The following is an 18,113-nucleotide window of genomic DNA, read 5'->3' as shown; positions in this document are numbered from 1 at the left end:
AAAAAGAATAGAAAATATAACCTATTCAATGGAGCAGGCACGCCAGGCTTCGAACGATGACACCAAGAGTAGTGCTGGTGATAAATACGAAACTACACGCGAAATGATGCAGCAAGAAATGGATCGTAACAGTAAATTGTTGTACGAAGCGGGGCAACAGAAAATAGCCTTGCAACAGCTTGAAAATGTAGAATCCATTAAGGTGGTAAAAAATGGTAGCATAGTTTTAACCTCTGAGGGTAATTTTTACATCAGCATTAGTGCGGGTGAACTAAATGTAGATGGACAGAAATTCTTCGCGGTATCGCAAGCTTCGCCTATTGGTAAAGCGTTGATTGGTAAAGCTAAAAATGAGGGCTTTAAGTTTAATGGGAAAGAATACCTGGTAAAAGAAATACTTTAAGATTGTAATGGGATATTAAAATCTGGGAATAAATCTGTTTAATCTGTGGGAATGATTTATTAATATTTATTCCCGCTGATTAAGGTGGTAAACGCAGAAAACATCAGTTCGCAATAGGCACTATGCAGTTTTTATGCTCGAGCTCGTTTTTAACGAGTGCGTTATAATTAAGCGTTTAAAACGCGATAAAATTTATTTCAAACCCATTCTTGCTGCAAAAGCAGGCAACAGGTAAGGTTTTAGTTCTGTAAAGGGAATAAACACCACAATCTGTCCCTGTGCGTAGCTGGCCACTTCGTAAGGGTTGTACATAAAAGCAAGGCCGCTGCTATTGAAGTAAAAGTTCTTGTTCGGCTTTAAATAATTATCGAACAAAACCGTGTTTAAAGCGTCGGCTGCTTTAACGTTATATTCTTTTCTGAAGTTTTTCTCTAAAATGCGCTGTAAGGTATTTGAGTCAATTTTGATTAAATCGCTCAAAATCATTTGTTTTTTGTTTTGGACATCCAAGCAATACATGGTACTGCTGTAATTGCCGTGTGCCCCTCCGGTATAGCTATCTGCTAAAAAATCGATAACTATATAACCGTTTCTATTGTAATTTATGCTTTGTTGGCTATTATTGGTGTAGTTCATCCAGGCCTCAAAATCGTCGGTTCTGCCATTTTTTTGCTGATCGGCTACTTCGCTTTTGTAATCCTTAAAGTAAGCCTCGGCTATGGCTTTAAAACCAATCTCGCGATCTACATTATTTTTAATTCCTGATATGCGTTTTAGTTCGGTATTAAGCCAACTAGCCTGCTCATCTTGTTTTTTAGGCTGTAGATATTCAAAACTGATCTGTGCTGAAGGCGATTTTGTTTTATTGGCAAAAGCCTTCGCCGAGTCCTGGTAAATGCCTGCTGTAAATTCGTAGCTGCCTTCAGGATACTCTTCTGTAAGTAAAATCTGGTGCGTTTTGGTTTTATCACCACTTTGCCAGGTGCCCTTAAATCCGTTGCCAGTCCATTTTAACGAAAGGTGTGGTTGTTTGCCATTCTGATCGAAATAATAATCGTAAAAGCTGTTCTCACGTAGCACTACGCTATCCTTACCAATTAAGGTATCGCTTGCCAAATTTAACCACGAACCGTCGTAATAATAGTTTCCATCATAATCTCCGTTTACCTTTTGCAGGTTCATTACTACCGGTTTACCGGCAATGGTACCTTTTAAACGTTTGTAAAAGTTTTCGGGTAAAGCGGTTTCGGTTGTTTTAGTACTGTCGGTACTTTCGTTATTTGCTGTGCTGTTTTTAGCATTGTTACAGGCTGATACAATCAGCAATCCGAAAAGGCAAAGGGGAAGAAGATATTTCATAAGGCAACCATTAATTTGCTTATAACTTACAGTCGAAACTAGGGTTTTGTTTTATTAAAGCTCTTGTTAATGCTGTAATAAAGGTTTTTGGCGGTATATCTTCCCGGGTCAATGATACGTCTGATTGTGTACAGCGGATAGTTTTCATCGCGTGCAGTCGATAAAATAAAGGCAGCCTTAAAACCATGTTCCTTCAGTTTATGAAGGTTTGCCGCTTTGTATACACCATATGGATAGGCGAAATATTCCACTTTTTTACCAGTAATTTCTTCCAGTTTTTTAGTCGGTTCATCAATCTGGGTTTTCCAGTCTTCATCAGTAAACTGGGCAAAGTTTTTATGATCGTAAGTATGACTGGCAATGGTATTTCCTTCGTCGGCAAGCTGTTTAATCTGCTCTTTAGTCATGTAATTGATGCGGCCTTTTCTACCAATCGATACCGTCATGATAAAATAAACCCCCTTAAAACCGTGTTTTTTCAAAGTAGTAGCGCCAACGGTAAATTGATCTTCATCGGTATCATCAAACGTGATCATGATGGGTTTCTCCGGTAGTTTGGTTCCATACACCAGGTAAGCGTAAAGCTGATCGGGCAAAATAGAATGATAACCGCTATCTGCCAGCATTTTCATGTGCTCCCTGAATTTATCGGGCGCAATGATATCATCGTGCGCCCTTTTGCTATCGCTGGCAGTTGTATTTCTAATTTGGTGATAGCACAAAACCGGAACTTCCCTGCGCGCCAGTATCGTCTTAGCGCCTGCAGGTTTGGTATTGGCCGAATCAATTTTTGCTGTTTCTGTAGCCGTTTTTGCAGCAGGTTTTTCCTTTGCTGCATTTGAGGGCTGACATGAAGCGAATAACAGTGACGAAATAGCACTGTAGAGCAGAAAGTTTTTCATGTTCCTTTGAAAATAGTAAAGAAATTAAAAGCTGTTCTTAATACTGTTGCTTAATGTTTTTGGCGACCAGTAACCACTTGCAATAATACGACGGATGGTAAACAATGGGTCTTTTTCATCGCGTTTGGTTGAAAGTTGGTAAGCCATTCTGAAACCACGTTTTTTCAGTTCAGGAATACCTTCTGCATTCCATAAGCCAAAAGGGTAAGCAAACTCAGTCATTTTTTTGCCTGTAATTTCTTCCAGTTTTTTTGTTGGTTTATCCAGTTGCTCTTCCCAGTCTTTACCAGCATATTTTTTAAAGTTTTTATGGTCGTAAGTGTGGCTGCCAATTACATTTCCTTCATCAGAAAGCTGTTTAATCTGCTCTTTAGACATGTAATCAACAAATTTGCCTTTTTTGCCGATTGAAACCGTCATAATAAAATAAACCGCTTTATAGCCTAACTTATCTAAAGTAGGACGAACAATGGTAAACTGATCCAGATCGGTATCATCAAAAGTTAACATGATGGGTTTGCTTGGCAGGGCTGCGCCGGTGTTCAGGTAAGCATAAAGCTGATCGGGCAGGATGGTATGATAGCCGCTATCTGCCAGCATTTTCATCTGATCTTTAAAATTCTGGATCTCTACAATATAGTCTTTACCCACTTTTCCATCGGTTGGTTTCCAGTTTCTAACCTGGTGGTAGCATAAAATAGGCACTTGTTTTCTGGCTAAAATGGTTTTCGCATCAGCCACTTTTATTTTAGAAACATCGACTGCAGCGGCTCCTGCATTTTCAGTTGCCTGAGCAGTTTTTACAGTCGAATCTTTTCCTGTTGAACTTTCTGTTTGTGATTTAGATTGGCAGCTGGCGAATAGGATTGCACCTGCTGTTAATAACGTTAGTAAGCTGTATTTCATAGTGATAATATATGTTGCAAAACTATAAAATCCCTTAGTTATTTTATATCAAATGTAATGTTGTTGAAAATTATTTGTGCCCGGACGATATTTAAATTAGCTATCGTTTTTATTACAAAATTTCACGGCTTAATCGGCTTTAATTAAATAATTTAGCCGCTCCAAACAATTATTCATGAATAAACTTTATAAACTACTTGTTTGCGCGCAGTTTTTGTCGTTAACTGTTGTTGCACAAACCAAAACATTTACCATTACTGAGAATATTCAGTCACAACCTAAGGCAAATTATCAGCTTGCATCACGTTTTTCGCCAAATAAACTCAAAAAAATGGTGTATTCTACTGCTGTAGACCCACATTGGTTAAAATTGAGCAATCGTTTTTGGTACACTTTCGAAAGCCCGAAAGGCAAATTCTGGTACCTGGTTGATCCGGCTGCCAAAAGCAAAAAAACAATGTTCGACAATGCTAAACTGGCTGCAGATATTACCTTGATTGTACGCGATCCTTTCGATGCCGAGCATTTGCCTTTAGAAAACCTGAAATTTGCTCCTGATGAAAAGAGTATATCTTTCGAAATTAAAAGTACAGTTGATGAGCTGAAAAAAGACCGGAAGGATAAAAAAGCAGCCGATTCGATGCAAAAGAAAATCTATTCTTTTAAATATGAGCTGGTATCGGCAAAACTTACTGAAATCCCAAATTTTAGTAAGCCAAAACCAAAACCATCATGGGGTTCTGTAGCGCCCGATTCATCGGCTATTATCTTTTCACGCAATTATAACCTGTATTGGATGGATAAAGAAAACTACAAAAAGGCCGTTAAAAACGAAGAAGACAGCACTATTGTAGAACACCAGTTAACTAAAGATGGTGTTAAGTTTTATTCGTACGGAAGTGACGGAGATGGCGAAAATAATGTAGAGAACGAAAAAAACAATAAGAAACGCCGCGGTGCTTATGTACTTTGGTCGCCTAATTCGAAGTATTTTGTGTTAGATCGTACCGATTCGCGCAAGGTGAAAGACCTTTGGGTAATCAATAGTGTTACTGCCGGTCGGCCAACTTTAGAAACCTATAAGTATCAGATGCCTGGCGAGGCAGAAGCCCCTCAGGATGAAGTATTATTGTTTGATTTCAATGCAAAAACCTATAAAAAACTAAGTGTTGCTGCATTCAAAGATCAGAGTATTTCGGTTTGGAGTAAACCAGTTTTAAATAAAGACCGCGATAACGAATTCCGTCCATCAGTTTGGTTGGGTAACGACAGCCACTTCTATTTTTCGCGTACCAGCCGCGATTTAAAACGCATTGACATTGGTACAGTTGATATCGCCACAGGTAAAGTTACCCCTATAATCGATGAACGTTTTAATACTTATGTTGAAGTAAACCGCCCTGGTTTGGTAAACGATGGTAAAGAGCTGATCCATTGGAGCGAGCGTGATGGCTGGGCGCATTTTTATCTTTTTGATGAAAATGGTAAACTGAAGAACCAGATCACAAAAGGAGCTTTTCACTGCGAAAGTATTGTAAACATCGACGAGAAAAAGCGTGTGCTTTATTTTACTGCAAATGGGAGGGAAGGGAAAGAAGATCCTTACTATTTGCATTTATACAGCATTAATTTTGATGGTTCGAACATGAAGTTATTAAACGCGGGCGATTTTGATCATGCCAGTAACATGAACGATAACAATTCTTTCTTTGTTGATAACTACTCGAGGGTAAATACGGCGCCAAAATCTACTTTGTATGATGGTTCTGGTAAAAAAGTAATGGAACTCGAAACTACCGATATTTCTTTGCTGGTAGCTGCCGGTTATAAATTTCCTGAGCCGTTTAAAGTAAAGGCTGATGATGGGATTACCGATTTATATGGCGTAATGTATAAACCTTTTGATTTCGATCCGAATAAAAAATATCCGATTATTGAGTATGTGTATCCAGGCCCACAAACAGAGGCGGTTAATAAAGCTTTTAGCAAAAGCATGGACCGCACCGAGCGCCTGGCACAATTTGGCTACATCGTAATCACAGTAGGTAACCGCGGTGGTAATCCTTCGCGTTCCAAATGGTACCATACTTACGGTTATGGAAACCTGCGCGATTACGGTTTAGCTGATAAGAAAACGGCTGTTGAGCAACTGGCCTCAAAATATGCTTTCATTGATGATACTAGAGTGGGCATTACAGGGCACTCTGGCGGTGGATTCATGTCTACAGCTGCAATGTTGGTTTACCCCGATTTCTTTAAAGCTGCTGTATCTAATGCCGGAAATCACGATAACAGCATTTACAACCGTTGGTGGAGTGAGAAACATCATGGTGTAAAAGAAACCATTTCTTTGAAAGGCGATACTTCATTTAAATATAGCATCGATAAAAACCCTGATTTGGCGAAGAACCTTAAGGGCCATTTATTGCTGATGCACGGTGATGTTGATAACAACGTGCACCCTGCAAACTCAATCCGTGTGGCTAATGCTTTAATGAAAGCTGGCAAACGTTTCGATTTTCTGCTAATTCCGGGGCAACGCCATGCTTTTGGCGATATGACAGAATATGCGTTCTGGAAACTGGCTGATCATTTTAACAAATATTTAATCGGTGATTTTTCAACCCCAAGTGATGTTGACCTGGTAGAAATGGACCGCGATATTGAACAGAACGGGAAGTAATTTTTAGTTATTGAATAATTTAAGAGATGCCTTGTGGAAACACAGGGCATTTTTTATGCTTTTTAAGGTGGTATGGCCACGGATGCACGGAAAAACACTGAGGTTTTGAGTTGTGATGCTACCGCCATGGTTTGTGTCACACAAACCATCATCTGCCTGCCCCGGAAAAACAAAAAAGGTTCCGAATCGCATTCGGAACCTTTAAGGTAATTAGCTGATCTGATTTGTTTTTTACTTGTAAAGGTAGTTTACCGCAATTACGTCGTTTGCATTAAAAGTACGGTTACCACCATTAGAGCAGGCTAGCATAAATGATGCTGCATCTGGTTGTGAAGGTGTACCCGGAATTCTTACTGCTCCCACTGTAGATTTACCTTCGTTTCCTGCGCCACTAGCACCACAGCTAAATGCACGGTTCATGTAATCGGTGTGACGGAAACCAATACAGTGTCCTACTTCGTGCTGGATCACAGAAGCGAGGTACAATAAATTTGGATTGGTGCCATAAGCTGCCGCGTTGGTATTCATTTTGATCTGATTATAAGGATTACCTGAAGCGGTTGGGAAACCTGCTGAACCTAAAGTTATGAAACCGCCGCTAGGGCCCTCGTTAAAGCCAACCACATCAATGTTGCCGGTTGCACCGGTAGCCGCTCTCTGGAAGGTTATACGTAAACCCAAAGAGTTATACCTCGAAATCATGGTATTTACCGCATCGCTGTACACCTGTGGCAAGTTGGTTACTGATACGGTAATTACCCGAGGTAGTGCTTTAACTGTATTTGTGGTTCTGTATTGTTCAGTTTCAGCAATATTCAAATTGGCATCTGTCGAAACTTCCGTTAAATTGTCTTCTGTTAACAGGATATCTCCTTCAACTAAATAGCCGCCGTCTACTTTACGGATATTATCGGTACTAAAACCCAATGTTTTGATCTGAGAAAGGGTATTGTTTGAAATATCAGTTTTGTTCTCTACTGCATTTTCTGTATTATTACTCTTACAGGAGTATAGAGCGGTGGATAGAAGGCACGCGGCTGCCAATGATAAAAATCTGGTGTTTTTCATTTCTGTTAGGTTTAAATGAATAATGATTAAATAAGTTAGTTAATAATGTTTGCTAATTACCTTATAAATACTAATTTAGAGAAGAATTGTGATGTAAGCAAAATTTTACAATAAAATATTCTTGAAAGTCAGTACTGTATTTTTAGTTATACTAATTTGTCTTTGTGTAAGCGCTTTAAATGCACAATCACAACCAGGTGGAGTAGATAAAAATTTTCAAAAATTTATTTCCACAAAAGGTAATATTGAAATATTACCGCCGAACGAGCTGTTGTTGGTGCGGTTTAACCATGCTTTAACTGCAAGTGAAATTCAATTGTTAAAACCTAAAAAGAAACTCTCCGGTGATTACTTTATCGTTGAGAAAGGTGCTATTTCAATGCTTTCACCCAGCCTCGTTTTTCAAGGACCTGCCAATGGCTTGTGGAAGGTAAGCGATGGGTTGATGAAAGTGCTGAATAAAGGCAATAAAAAAGGCGACTCGGTGCTGGTTAGGCTTGTCGTTAAAAATTTAACTGCTTCGCCAGGCTTCCTTCAAAATTTAAAGGTAATCTCGGTTGACCTTGCGAATAATATCTGTAGAGTCTATATTTTACCTGATGATCTAATGCTGGTTTTGGCACACAATGAAGTGTTGTATGCTGATATTATAGCGGTTGCCAAAGAAGAAGTGGTAATTAATGGATTAGATTTGGGGCTGAACCAGATTGCCAATGCCCACAGTCTGTTTCCCGGTATCGATGGATCGGGAATCAATCTTTCCCTTAAAGAAGGGATGTACGATGTGACTGATCTTGATATTTTAGGGAAAACGGTAGCAGGAGCAACGCTCACAGGTAAAGCAACCTCGCATGCCACTACTATGGCAACTTTGGCTATAGGTAATGGCAATTCCTTTATTCGGGGTTTGGGAGCTGCCCCAAAAGCAAAACTGGCGTTTTCGAGTTTCGAAAATCTGATGCCTGATTTGCCTGGCGATTTGAATAAATTTCAGATTCGGATTCAAAACCATTCGTATGGTGTGGGCATTGATAATAATTATGGTATCGAAGCTGCTGCATATGATAGACAGGTTTTTGAAAACGATACTTTAATCCACGTTTTTTCGGCCGGTAATAGCGGTACACAAACACCATCTGCAGGGTTTTATCAAGGCATTGCCGCCAGGGCCAATTTAACCGGTAATTTTAAGCAGGCTAAAAATGTATTGGTTATTGGTGGCGTAAACAGGGAAAATGTTTCCGAAAACTTAAGCAGTAAAGGCCCTGCTTACGATGGACGTATAAAGCCAGAGCTGGTGGCTTTGGGCGAGGATGGTACTTCAGGTTCTGCTGCCATTACCAGTGGATCGGTTGTGCTTTTAGAGCAGTTTTATCGCCAGAAGTTTAAAAAGGCTCCTTCAGCTTCGCTCGTTAAGGCTGCTTTGATTAATGCCGCTGATGATTTGGGTACCCCACAGGTAGATTATGTATACGGCTACGGAAAACTAAATGTGGCGCAGTCTTTAAAAACTTTGGACGAAGATAGGGTTGCTGTATATACAGTTGCCAAAGCACAGGAATTGATTATTCCCTTAAACGTTCCGGCCAATGTAGCAGAGGTTAAAGTAACAATAGTCTGGAACGATCCGGCTGCGGTGGTAAACGCGTCGCAGGGTCTGGTAAATGGCTTAGACCTGAGTCTCGAAAATCCGGGAGGGAGTGTAACTCTACCTTGGGTGTTAAGCGGCGCAGCTAACCTAAATGCACTTTCTGAGCCTGCAGTGCGTAAGGCCGATCTGATTAACAATATTCAACAGGTTACCCTGGAGAATCCATCAGCAGGGAGTTTTAAAATTCATATAAAAGGAGGCCGCATTACGCAGGGCATCCAGCAGAATTTTGCTTTGGCTTACAGCTTCAAACTTAAAAATGCCTTTTCCTTTATCACACCCGAAAAAGACGGTAGCTTTTTTGCCGCCGAAAGCAATTATATCCGTTGGGATAATACCTATACCTCCCAATCGGGCAATTTAACGGTGAGCTACGATGAAGGTTTAACCTGGAAAGCGATTGCTTCGGGCATCGATTTAAGCAGGGGTTTTTATAACTGGATTGCTCCAGATCAGTTCTCGAAAGCCATATTGAAGATGGAAGTGGAAGGAAATATAATTTTTAGTCCCTCTTTTGTGATTTCGAGTCCCAGGGAGCTAAAAGTAGGCTATGTATGTAGCGACGGTGTAGTTTTAAACTGGAATCCCCAGTCTGGTGCAAAAGATTATACCATATATGGTTTGGTTAACAATGTATTAATGCCGGTTTTAAATGTAACTGACACCTTAACTAAAATAGACAGGAGCAAAGTAAACAGTAACTATTTTGCTGTGGCCGCAAATGGCACTGGTTTTACTGGATTAAAGAGTTACACTATCGATTACACGCAACAGGGTATTGCCTGTTATGTAAGAAATTTATCGGCTAATAACACCAGTGACGATAAAATAAGACTCGATTTAAGTATCGGTACCACACTCGATATTAAAAATATCATTTGGGAGAAACAAACTGGTGTAAATACCTACACCGTTTTGAAGCAAACACTGCCAGTTCAAAACCAGCTCGATTACAGTATTTTTGATGAAAAGCCCAAGCCGGGTATACAGTTTTACCGTGTTACTTTCGAAACCGCCAATGGCAAGTACACCAGCGATCTGGCTTCGGCAGTATTCCTGGAAGAAGACGATTTTTCTTTCTACCCCAATCCGGTGACAGACTACCTTACTATTTTAAGCGGGTCATTTAAAGATTATAACCTGTCTGTTTACAATATGCTGGGGCAAAAAGTTTTTGACGAAAAAGCATCGAGTACCAGCCGTTTTGGCCTAAATGCACTAGCCAGTGGTGTTTATGTAGGGGTAATTGTACAGAATGGTCAGCAGGTTAAAAAGTTTAAGCTGATTAAGAGGTAATCGCTCAAATGTTGCCTATTCTTCTTATTTTACAAAAAATAATACTATGTATATGAAAAAAATACTGCTGTTTTCTGCTTGTGCGTTCTCCTTTTTTGCGTCGTGCAGGCAAGGAACAAAAACAGCCGGCGGCTCTGTCGATTCTTTAGCCATTAAAGCCATTAACGAAAGCAGCTTAACGCAATACCTTTCGGTAATTGCTGCCGATAGTCTTCAGGGAAGAAAGCCTTTTACCAAAGGCGAAACCAAAACCATTAATTATTTAAAAGCGCAATTCGAACATCTGGGCTTAAAGCCAGGCAATGGCGACAGTTATTTTCAAGAAGTGCCAATGGTAGAAATTAAATCGGTGCCTGGAGATAACATGGTATTTAAAGGCAAAACCACATCGCTTAGCCTGAATTATTTAACCGATTTTGTGGCTGGTACGAGGCGAGTACAAGAGGAGGTAAGTATTAATAATTCGCCTTTGGTTTTTGCGGGCTATGGTATTGTTGCACCAGAGTATGGTTGGAATGATTACGCTAGCTTAAATGTAAAAGGAAAAACAGTAGTGGTATTGATCAACGATCCGGGGTTTGCTGATTCTACCTTATTTAAAGGGAAAAATATGACTTATTATGGTCGCTGGACTTATAAATTTGAAGAAGCAGCCAGGCAAGGTGCGGCTGGAATTATTATCGTACACGATACCGAACCTGCAGCTTATCCCTGGACGGTTGTAAGAAGCGGTTGGTCTAAATCCAAGCTCAACCTGCAATCGCCCGATAACGGAATGAGCAGGGCGGTAATTGAAGGATGGATTAGCCTGGATAAAGCAAAACAGCTTTTCGCCTTGGATGGAAAATCATTCGATAAACTGGCTTTAGATGCGCATAAGAAAGGGTTTAAAGCAATTGATTTAAATATTACTACTTCGTTAAAGGTTAAAAATACCATTAAAAAGTCGGTTAGCTATAATGTACTGGCCACCATACCGGGCAGCAGGCAGAAAAATGAGGCCATTATTTATTCGGCACACTGGGATCATTTAGGGATAGGGGAGCAGGTAAAAGGCGATTCTATTTATAACGGTGCCGTTGATAATGCTACAGGGGTAGCCTCTTTATTCGAAATCGCATCAGCATTTAAAAAACTGCCTAAAAACCCCGAACGTACCATTTTGTTTATTTCTTATACTGCAGAAGAGCAGGGTTTATTGGGCTCAGAGTATTATGCCAAACATCCGGTTTTTCCGCTGGCTAAAACCGTAGCCAATATCAATATGGATATGATGGGGATAGCTGGCAAAACAAAAGATATTGTGGTTTATGGTTTCGGTCAGTCGGAGCTGGAAGATTATGCCGGCGAAGCCGCTAAAAAACAGGGGAGGGTAATTGTTCCCGATCCGGTTCCATCTTCAGGCCTATATTACCGCTCCGATCATTTTAACCTGGCCAAAGTTGGTGTTCCGTCTTTATTTACAGGATCAGGTGTTGATAATATTGAGCATGGCAGGGTGTGGGGATTGAAACAGGTAGCCGATTTTACCAAGCTCCGCTACCATTCGCCACAAGATAATTTTGATGCCAAAACATGGGATTTATCAGGTATTGTGGAAGATGTACGTATGCTTTTTGATATGGGCTATCGCTTAAGCAATGAAACTGGTTTTCCAAACTGGAAAGCTGGCTCGGAGTTTAAAGCAATCAGAGAAAAGAAATAAACAAAAAGCGCCCCGATGGTATATCGGGGCGCTCCTTGAAAAAAAGTCATTAGTTAAATACTTCCTGCCGGAAGGATTTAATTAAAAGTGGAACTGTACACCTAATTTTGGTGCGAAAGTATTAGCTTCTAAACCGAAAGAGTTGCTGGTAGTTTTTGCACCAGTTGCTTCTGCTTTGATTTGGTTGTTTGCATAACCTAAACCGTTAACCGATACTTCGATACCGATTCTTTTGGTTGGGAAGAAAGCAAAACCTGGAGCAACGTTAACACCAATTGATGTAGTAGTACCTACTTTAGCACCTGTATCGCCGTTAGCATCAACTGCTTTTACGGTACCAAAAGCCATAGGAACTGATAATTGTCCGAAGAATTTAAATTGCTCAGATAAACCAACATAGTAACGACCAAATGGCGAAACCTGGAAAGCACCAATCTGGTTTGGAACTGCTCCGCTTACGGTTTTAGAATAAGTATAACCTACACCGGTACCGATTGCAAAGTTGTTGCTTACAAAATAACCAACACTTGGTATTACACTAAAGTCGATATCTGATTTTGCTGCACCTTCTACTTTTGTTGAATTAAAACCAACATTACCGCCTAAAATAAATTTTCCTTTTTCAGTTTGTGCTTTTGCACCAAAAGCTAAACCTGCTACTGCTACTAATGATAATAATAGTTTTTTCATTGTTTTATTAATTATATTTTGTGTTAAAAATATAGCCAGCTTTACTATTTTAATGCCTGACTATATTTGCCTAAAAGTCAACACTTGTGCCAAAAAACTTTGTTTAAGTCATCAAAGAATCAGTTTTCTGTCAACTCCTTAGTTTATAGTTAGATGTAAATTTAAGGTTAACTCAATATTATTTTCGTGTGACCAAAAATCAATCGATCGATTGATTTTTGGCTTATGACAAATTGACAATCTGACTTTTTTTGTATAAATGTCAGATTTTTAGACAGTACAATCTGACAGTTTTTTAGGACAGTTTTAATTTATCGGTTGTTTGAGCAAAAGGGTAGGGTACTGAAATAAAAAAAGCAAACGGGATATTCGCCCGTTTGCTTTTTGACCATCATTTTATGGTTTTATTAAAAAGTATTGAATTTAAATTTCTGGTTATTTCCACTGCCTTCCGACCAGATGTTAAGCAAAGTGCTGTTTGCAGTGCTGCTACCGGGTACATCTACATTTTTTGAAGGTACATTGCGTGGCGATAAAGTATAATAACCTCCATCTATGGGTATAATGTTAAATTGTTGTGCAGTAGTATTACTGTTTGTCCTTATCTCGAGTTTAGTACCGTTAGCTGTGGCGGCACCAACTACAGTAAGCACTTTACCGGGAGCATTTAATGGCGACAACTGGTAATAACCTTCTGCGTTTTTGGTTAAACTCCATCGCGCATTGTTCGAATTTCCGTCTGTATAGAGTATAATCTGCGCGCCATCGCTTGATGAACCACCCGATACGTTAAGCAGTTTATTGTTATCCAGCGCCGTTGCAATTTCATAATTCGTATTGGCAGGGAGGCCGACATAGTTAAAACCACTATACATTTGGTTAATCGTTGCAATATCGCTTGGGGTCAAATTGCTTGTTGGGTAACTGGATTGATAGGTAGAACCATCGAGTTTGGTTATGCTGGGTTGTCCGGTATTAGAGAAAGCGTATGGCTCATACATCATAATCGATTCAAAATCGAAAGGACCAACTGTAGTATTGCTGGTAGCCGAAAGTTTATTGAAATTGAATTCTTTTTCGTCGGGAACATTTTCAGGATAAAAGATTGCATAGCTATCACGGTCGGGTCTGCATTGTTCGTGATTTACACCTAACGCATGAAATATTTCGTGCATCAAAATACCCGGATAATTGTAGTTGTAAATGTTAAGGTTTTGGGCACCGCCAACCATACCAACAGAAGAACTGTTTCCGGTACCTTTTACAAAATTGATGTAATTGGCCTGACTTGTCCTTTTTACAAAAACAACGGGTGATACCCTCGAAATATTTTGCATGGCTTTCAGTGTCCAGGAAGTGTCGGCACCTAAACCAGTAAGGTCGTAATAAACAATTCCATTGGTCCACCGTTTTACCAGGTTGTTGATAATCAATCCTCTTTCGGTAGTTGATAACGATTTATTGCTGTTTGCTTTTAACAGGTTAAACTGCTGTGGTGTAAGTGTAATATCGTCGGCAAAATAGTATACACCGTTAATTTCTTTAATAATCACTTTGTTGCCGTCTATTGTGAAGGTATGGGTTTGATAAGGACCGCTTTTATCGGGGCCGGCATTTGTCTCATTTACTTTCTTACAGCTAAAAACGGTGAGCATAATGGCCGTAGCCAGGCATAGCGCCAGCCGGATCTTCATTTTGGTTGTTTTCATAAGGTTTAAGATATTTGGTTAGGTAAAAATGATGGTAGTATGTTGGTATATAGTTTTTTATGTTTTTTTAGATTAATGCTATTTCGAAATTATATAGAAAAAACTTGTTTGTTAAGTAGTATTTTAACCAAATATAATTGTATTTTAATATTTACTTTATTGTATTCTTTATTTGTTTTAAGTGTTTTGTGCCAGGCCATTGGATTAGTGAAATGGGTATAAAAATATAATTGTTATTTTTGGCTAATAATATTTTGCCATGACCGAAAATACTTCTACCACTGCTATTATTGAAAAAACTGTTTTTCCGATTCTATTCGCCTTAAGCTTTTCACATCTGTTAAATGATACTATTCAGTCGTTAATTCCGGCAATTTATCCCATCATTAAAACCAGTTACCACCTTAGCTTTTCGCAAATAGGCTTAATTACCTTAACTTTTCAGCTGGCAGCATCTTTATTGCAGCCTTTTGTAGGTTTGTACACCGATAAAAAACCTCAGCCTTATTCGTTAGCTACGGGTATGGGCTTTACTTTAATTGGTTTAGTGTCACTTTCGCAGTCTACGCATTTTTATACCATATTGTTATCGGTTTGTTTTATCGGTATTGGTTCTTCTATTTTTCATCCCGAGGCCTCGCGTATGGCTCATGCCGCGTCGGGCGGGAAGAGAGGCCTTGCACAATCTGTTTTTCAGTTGGGTGGCAATGCCGGCAGCTCTTTAGGTCCGTTATTGGCGGCCTGGATTATTGTGCCTTACGGGCAGTTTAGTGTGATCTGGTTTTCGGTCATTGCCCTTTTGGCCATCATCATTTTAACTTATGTAGGCAACTGGTATAAAGGCTTTATGCTTTCGAGAAGTAAAAAGATTAATATCCAAACAGTTGTTAACCAGTTTTCGAGAACTAAGGTTATTTTCTCTGTATGTATTTTATTGCTGCTGATCTTCTCCAAATACTTTTACATGGCCAGCTTAACCAATTATTTTACTTTCTATTTAATTGATAAGTTCCATGTTTCGGTACAAACTTCGCAGATTTATTTATTTGTGTTCCTGTTCTCGGTGGCTGCCGGAACCTTATTGGGTGGGCCTATTGGGGATAAAATAGGGAGGAAGTATGTAATATGGGCTTCCATTTTAGGTACAGCACCGTTTGCTTTACTGCTGCCACATGCCAGCCTATTTTGGGTAGGTGTTTTAATTGTGCCTATTGGGATGATTTTGGCCTCTGCATTTTCGGCTATACTGGTATATGCGCAAGAGCTTATTCCGGGTAAAGTGGGATTGGTAGCAGGATTATTTTTCGGTTTCGCCTTTGGCATGGGCGGAATAGGATCGGCACTTTTGGGTAAACTAGCCGATTCGACCAGTATTGAATATGTATTTAATGTATGCGCATTTTTGCCTTTGATAGGCTTACTTACGGGCTTTCTGCCTAATATAGAAACGAAGAAGAAATAAAAATAATCCCGCCCTTCGTAATAAAGAGCGGGATTATTTGTTAAAAATGGAAGTTTAATCCAAGAAATGGATTAAAGGTGTTAAGGCCAAAATCAAATGCCTCTGCTTCATACCAACTATTAGGCGTTACTGGACCATCATAATCAATTTTATTGTAAGATAATAAAGAGAAACCGATCTCAATACCCAGTTTTTTAGTTGGAAAAAATGCTAAACCTGGATTAATGGATGCATTATACTGGATATACTTTGTATTTGGGGAATAATCGTAATAGGGGAAGGTATTAGTTTGATTGGTTTTTACAACACCTATTGTACCGCTAAACTGACCAAAAATTTTAAGTTTGTCGGTAATATCTGCATAATACCGTACTACAGGACCTACTGAAATATTCTTTTGTTTACTTGTTCTTGTAGAGGTGATGTTGTTATTTGAATCGTAATTATTATTAAAATTTTTAGAATAACCTGCTGAAACAGTTAATCCAATAGCTAAATTTTTAGAAAAGAAATGTGCATACCTTGGATTGATGCTATAAGAATTTCTTTTTTCATAGTTTGGCGACTCTGTTTTTGATGAAGAAATACTGAAACTTCCTCCAATCAGGTTGTCTCCTTTTTCTGTTTGGGCATTAACAGCCATGGCGATAGCACATAGTGCTACCAACGTTAATAATTGTTTTTTCATTTTCATTTGTGTTTTTGTGTATTCAATGATAAACTAAAAAATCGACATAAAACTAATTTTATAGTTAATTAATTGTTAAGATATTGATGTTCAGTAGATAAAAATATCCGATCAGATTTCTGACCGGATAGGGGATGATATTAAGTCTTACTATTTGTTGGTACGGAGAATGAAATGATACAATTTGGCAGGTGCAGCAATAAAATCACTACCTGTTTTACCTGAAATCGACTTAATCCTGCCATTTTCCTGCGGGTAAATACTTCGGTTGTAGGTTACTTGCGCTTCACCCATCGATTTTATTTTGCCGTTTTCTTCAGGGAAAATGCTGCGGTAATAGGATATTTGGGTATTACCAATATTTTTTAGTTTTCCGTTTTCCTCTGGAAAAATACTCCTGTAGTATTCAAATTTTGTATCACCGATGGATTTTATTTTGCCGTTTTCTTCGGGGAAAATGCTGCGGTAATAAGTTATTTGAGTATCGCCAATCGACTTGATTTTACCATTTTCCTCCGGGAATATACTTCGGTAATATTCGAATTTTATATTCCCGATTGATTTGATTTTACCATTTTCTTCAGGAAATATACTTTGGTAGTATTCGATGTGCTTGTATTCGTCATCATCGTCTAAGTAGATATCTTCTCCCTCAAAAATGTATTTATAATATCGGTAGGCTGTGCTTTCTTTTTTCTGTGCATTAACCTGTAACCCCGAAAAAATAAGTAATACAATTCCTAACAGTTTTAAACTGGCAAAGGTGCTAACTGATATGTTTTTCATGGTAAAACCTTAAAAATGGATGTTAATGGTAAAAGTTGGAGTGAAGTTCTGTAAGGCCAATCTGAGGTTATTGGTTTTATCGTAATTGTACAGCGATTCGGAAGCATAGTAACTTTGATGAAAGAACGTTACGATAGGAAACGAAAATTCGAGGCTAGAATCGTTAGAAAGTCGATAAGCAAAGCCTGGGCTTAAACTTGCTCCAAATCCTTTTACCTGAGCATCTGTGCGGATCAGGTATCCTTCATCGTCAATTCTGTTAAAGGTATTTACCTGCATAAGCAGATTGGCCTGCGCAAAGAACTTAAAGCGATCTTTCACATCAACATACTTGCGTAGAAAGGGAGAAAAACCAAAGCTAAATTCTTTTGGGCCATAGCGGTCTTCATATCTGCCATCTTCTTCATCCCAAGAAATGTAGCTTTCGCCACGCAATTTAGAAAGGTTTAAAGGAAGCTCGAGCCCTATGGCTAGGTTATTGGCTAAAAAATAGCCTCCACGAGGGGTTACCGTAAAGGTGTTGAGGCTTGGAGCCGAACTGTTTTGTTTAGAAGTACCAAAGCTTACACTGAGGCCGGCAAAGCCAGTTCCCTTTTCAGTTTGGGCATAACAGCGCCAACTGACGGCGCATAGCAGCGCCATGATGATTAATTTAGGTTTCATGATGTTGTGTTTTTGTGTGTAATCAATAATAATCATTATTGAAACAAAAAACAAGCAATGAAACTATTATGTTAGTTATTTTGAATGTTTAATTTAAAGTGTATTCAGTGCTCATGGCGGTTGTATAGTAAAGAACAACTTC

14 protein-coding genes are annotated in these 18,113 nt (G+C 39.0%); 5 read left to right on the top strand and 9 right to left on the bottom strand.

The window, feature by feature from the left end; all coding sequences use genetic code 11:
- The first annotated feature begins 28 nt into the window (after window positions 1-28).
- Window positions 29-403, top strand: coding sequence for a 3-oxoacyl-ACP synthase (locus tag G7074_RS01565; RefSeq protein ID WP_240916447.1), 375 nt, complete (start codon window positions 29-31; stop codon window positions 401-403).
- A 192-nt stretch (window positions 404-595) separates the two neighbouring features.
- On the opposite strand, the gene G7074_RS01560 is transcribed toward G7074_RS01565, so the two are convergent.
- The 3 genes from G7074_RS01560 to G7074_RS01550 are packed head-to-tail and all read right to left on the bottom strand — an operon-like array spanning window position 596 to window position 3,570.
- The gene (locus G7074_RS01560; protein WP_124561256.1) at window positions 596-1,762 is read right to left on the bottom strand and encodes an RsiV family protein; all 1,167 of its coding nucleotides are present in this window, start codon (window positions 1,760-1,762) and stop codon (window positions 596-598) included.
- A 38-nt stretch (window positions 1,763-1,800) separates the two neighbouring features.
- Window positions 1,801-2,664 (bottom strand): polysaccharide deacetylase family protein, encoded by an 864-nt coding sequence (locus tag G7074_RS01555; protein WP_166206383.1) that lies wholly within the window; start codon window positions 2,662-2,664, stop codon window positions 1,801-1,803.
- A 24-nt stretch (window positions 2,665-2,688) separates the two neighbouring features.
- Window positions 2,689-3,570: a polysaccharide deacetylase family protein gene (locus tag G7074_RS01550; protein ID WP_124561254.1), complete on the bottom strand. Its 882-nt coding sequence runs from the start codon at window positions 3,568-3,570 to the stop codon at window positions 2,689-2,691.
- Window positions 3,571-3,745: 175 nt separating this feature from the next.
- On the opposite strand from G7074_RS01550, the gene G7074_RS01545 reads away from it, so the two are divergent.
- Window positions 3,746-6,253, top strand: coding sequence for a DPP IV N-terminal domain-containing protein (locus G7074_RS01545; RefSeq protein WP_166206380.1), 2,508 nt, complete (start codon window positions 3,746-3,748; stop codon window positions 6,251-6,253).
- A 231-nt stretch (window positions 6,254-6,484) separates the two neighbouring features.
- Here G7074_RS01545 and G7074_RS01540 read toward each other — a convergent pair whose 3' ends face one another.
- On the bottom strand, window positions 6,485-7,321 hold the full coding sequence (locus G7074_RS01540) for a M57 family metalloprotease (RefSeq protein WP_124561252.1): 837 nt from the start codon (window positions 7,319-7,321) through the stop codon (window positions 6,485-6,487).
- 121 nt (window positions 7,322-7,442) lie between these two features.
- On the opposite strand from G7074_RS01540, the gene G7074_RS01535 reads away from it, so the two are divergent.
- Together G7074_RS01535 and G7074_RS01530 are read left to right on the top strand one after the other, a co-directional pair.
- Window positions 7,443-10,268, top strand: a complete 2,826-nt coding sequence (locus G7074_RS01535; protein ID WP_166206377.1) for a S8 family serine peptidase — start codon at window positions 7,443-7,445, stop codon at window positions 10,266-10,268.
- Window positions 10,269-10,320: 52 nt separating this feature from the next.
- Window positions 10,321-11,973 carry a M28 family metallopeptidase gene (locus G7074_RS01530; RefSeq protein ID WP_124561250.1) on the top strand — a complete coding sequence of 551 codons (1,653 nt, stop codon included), beginning with the start codon at window positions 10,321-10,323 and terminating at the stop codon, window positions 11,971-11,973.
- A gap of 81 nt (window positions 11,974-12,054) precedes the next feature.
- Here G7074_RS01530 and G7074_RS01525 read toward each other — a convergent pair whose 3' ends face one another.
- Both G7074_RS01525 and G7074_RS01520 read right to left on the bottom strand, forming a co-directional pair.
- Window positions 12,055-12,663: an outer membrane beta-barrel protein gene (locus G7074_RS01525; RefSeq protein ID WP_124561249.1), complete on the bottom strand. Its 609-nt coding sequence runs from the start codon at window positions 12,661-12,663 to the stop codon at window positions 12,055-12,057.
- A 407-nt stretch (window positions 12,664-13,070) separates the two neighbouring features.
- Complete coding sequence (locus G7074_RS01520; protein ID WP_166206374.1) at window positions 13,071-14,372, bottom strand: M12 family metallopeptidase; 1,302 nt, start codon at window positions 14,370-14,372, stop codon at window positions 13,071-13,073.
- A 259-nt stretch (window positions 14,373-14,631) separates the two neighbouring features.
- Between G7074_RS01520 and G7074_RS01515 the strand changes: the two genes are divergently transcribed.
- The gene (locus G7074_RS01515; RefSeq protein ID WP_124561247.1) at window positions 14,632-15,834 is read left to right on the top strand and encodes an MFS transporter; all 1,203 of its coding nucleotides are present in this window, start codon (window positions 14,632-14,634) and stop codon (window positions 15,832-15,834) included.
- 40 nt (window positions 15,835-15,874) lie between these two features.
- Here G7074_RS01515 and G7074_RS01510 read toward each other — a convergent pair whose 3' ends face one another.
- The 3 genes from G7074_RS01510 to G7074_RS01500 all read right to left on the bottom strand — a co-directional run bounded on the left by G7074_RS01510 (window position 15,875) and on the right by G7074_RS01500 (window position 17,971).
- Window positions 15,875-16,522 (bottom strand): outer membrane beta-barrel protein, encoded by a 648-nt coding sequence (locus G7074_RS01510; RefSeq protein ID WP_158674082.1) that lies wholly within the window; start codon window positions 16,520-16,522, stop codon window positions 15,875-15,877.
- Between the two features lie 150 nt (window positions 16,523-16,672).
- Entirely contained in the window at window positions 16,673-17,308 is a 636-nt protein-coding gene (locus G7074_RS01505; protein WP_124561245.1) for a hypothetical protein, read from the bottom strand.
- Window positions 17,309-17,317: 9 nt separating this feature from the next.
- Entirely contained in the window at window positions 17,318-17,971 is a 654-nt protein-coding gene (locus tag G7074_RS01500) for a porin family protein (RefSeq protein ID WP_166206371.1), read from the bottom strand.
- Window positions 17,972-18,113 lie beyond the last annotated feature (142 nt).

Origin of the sequence: Pedobacter sp. HDW13, from assembly GCF_011303555.1 — a bacterium.
In the GTDB taxonomy this organism is placed as follows: domain Bacteria; phylum Bacteroidota; class Bacteroidia; order Sphingobacteriales; family Sphingobacteriaceae; genus Pedobacter.
Note: the sequence above shows the minus strand (reverse complement) of the source record. Positions and strands in the feature narration are given on the sequence as shown.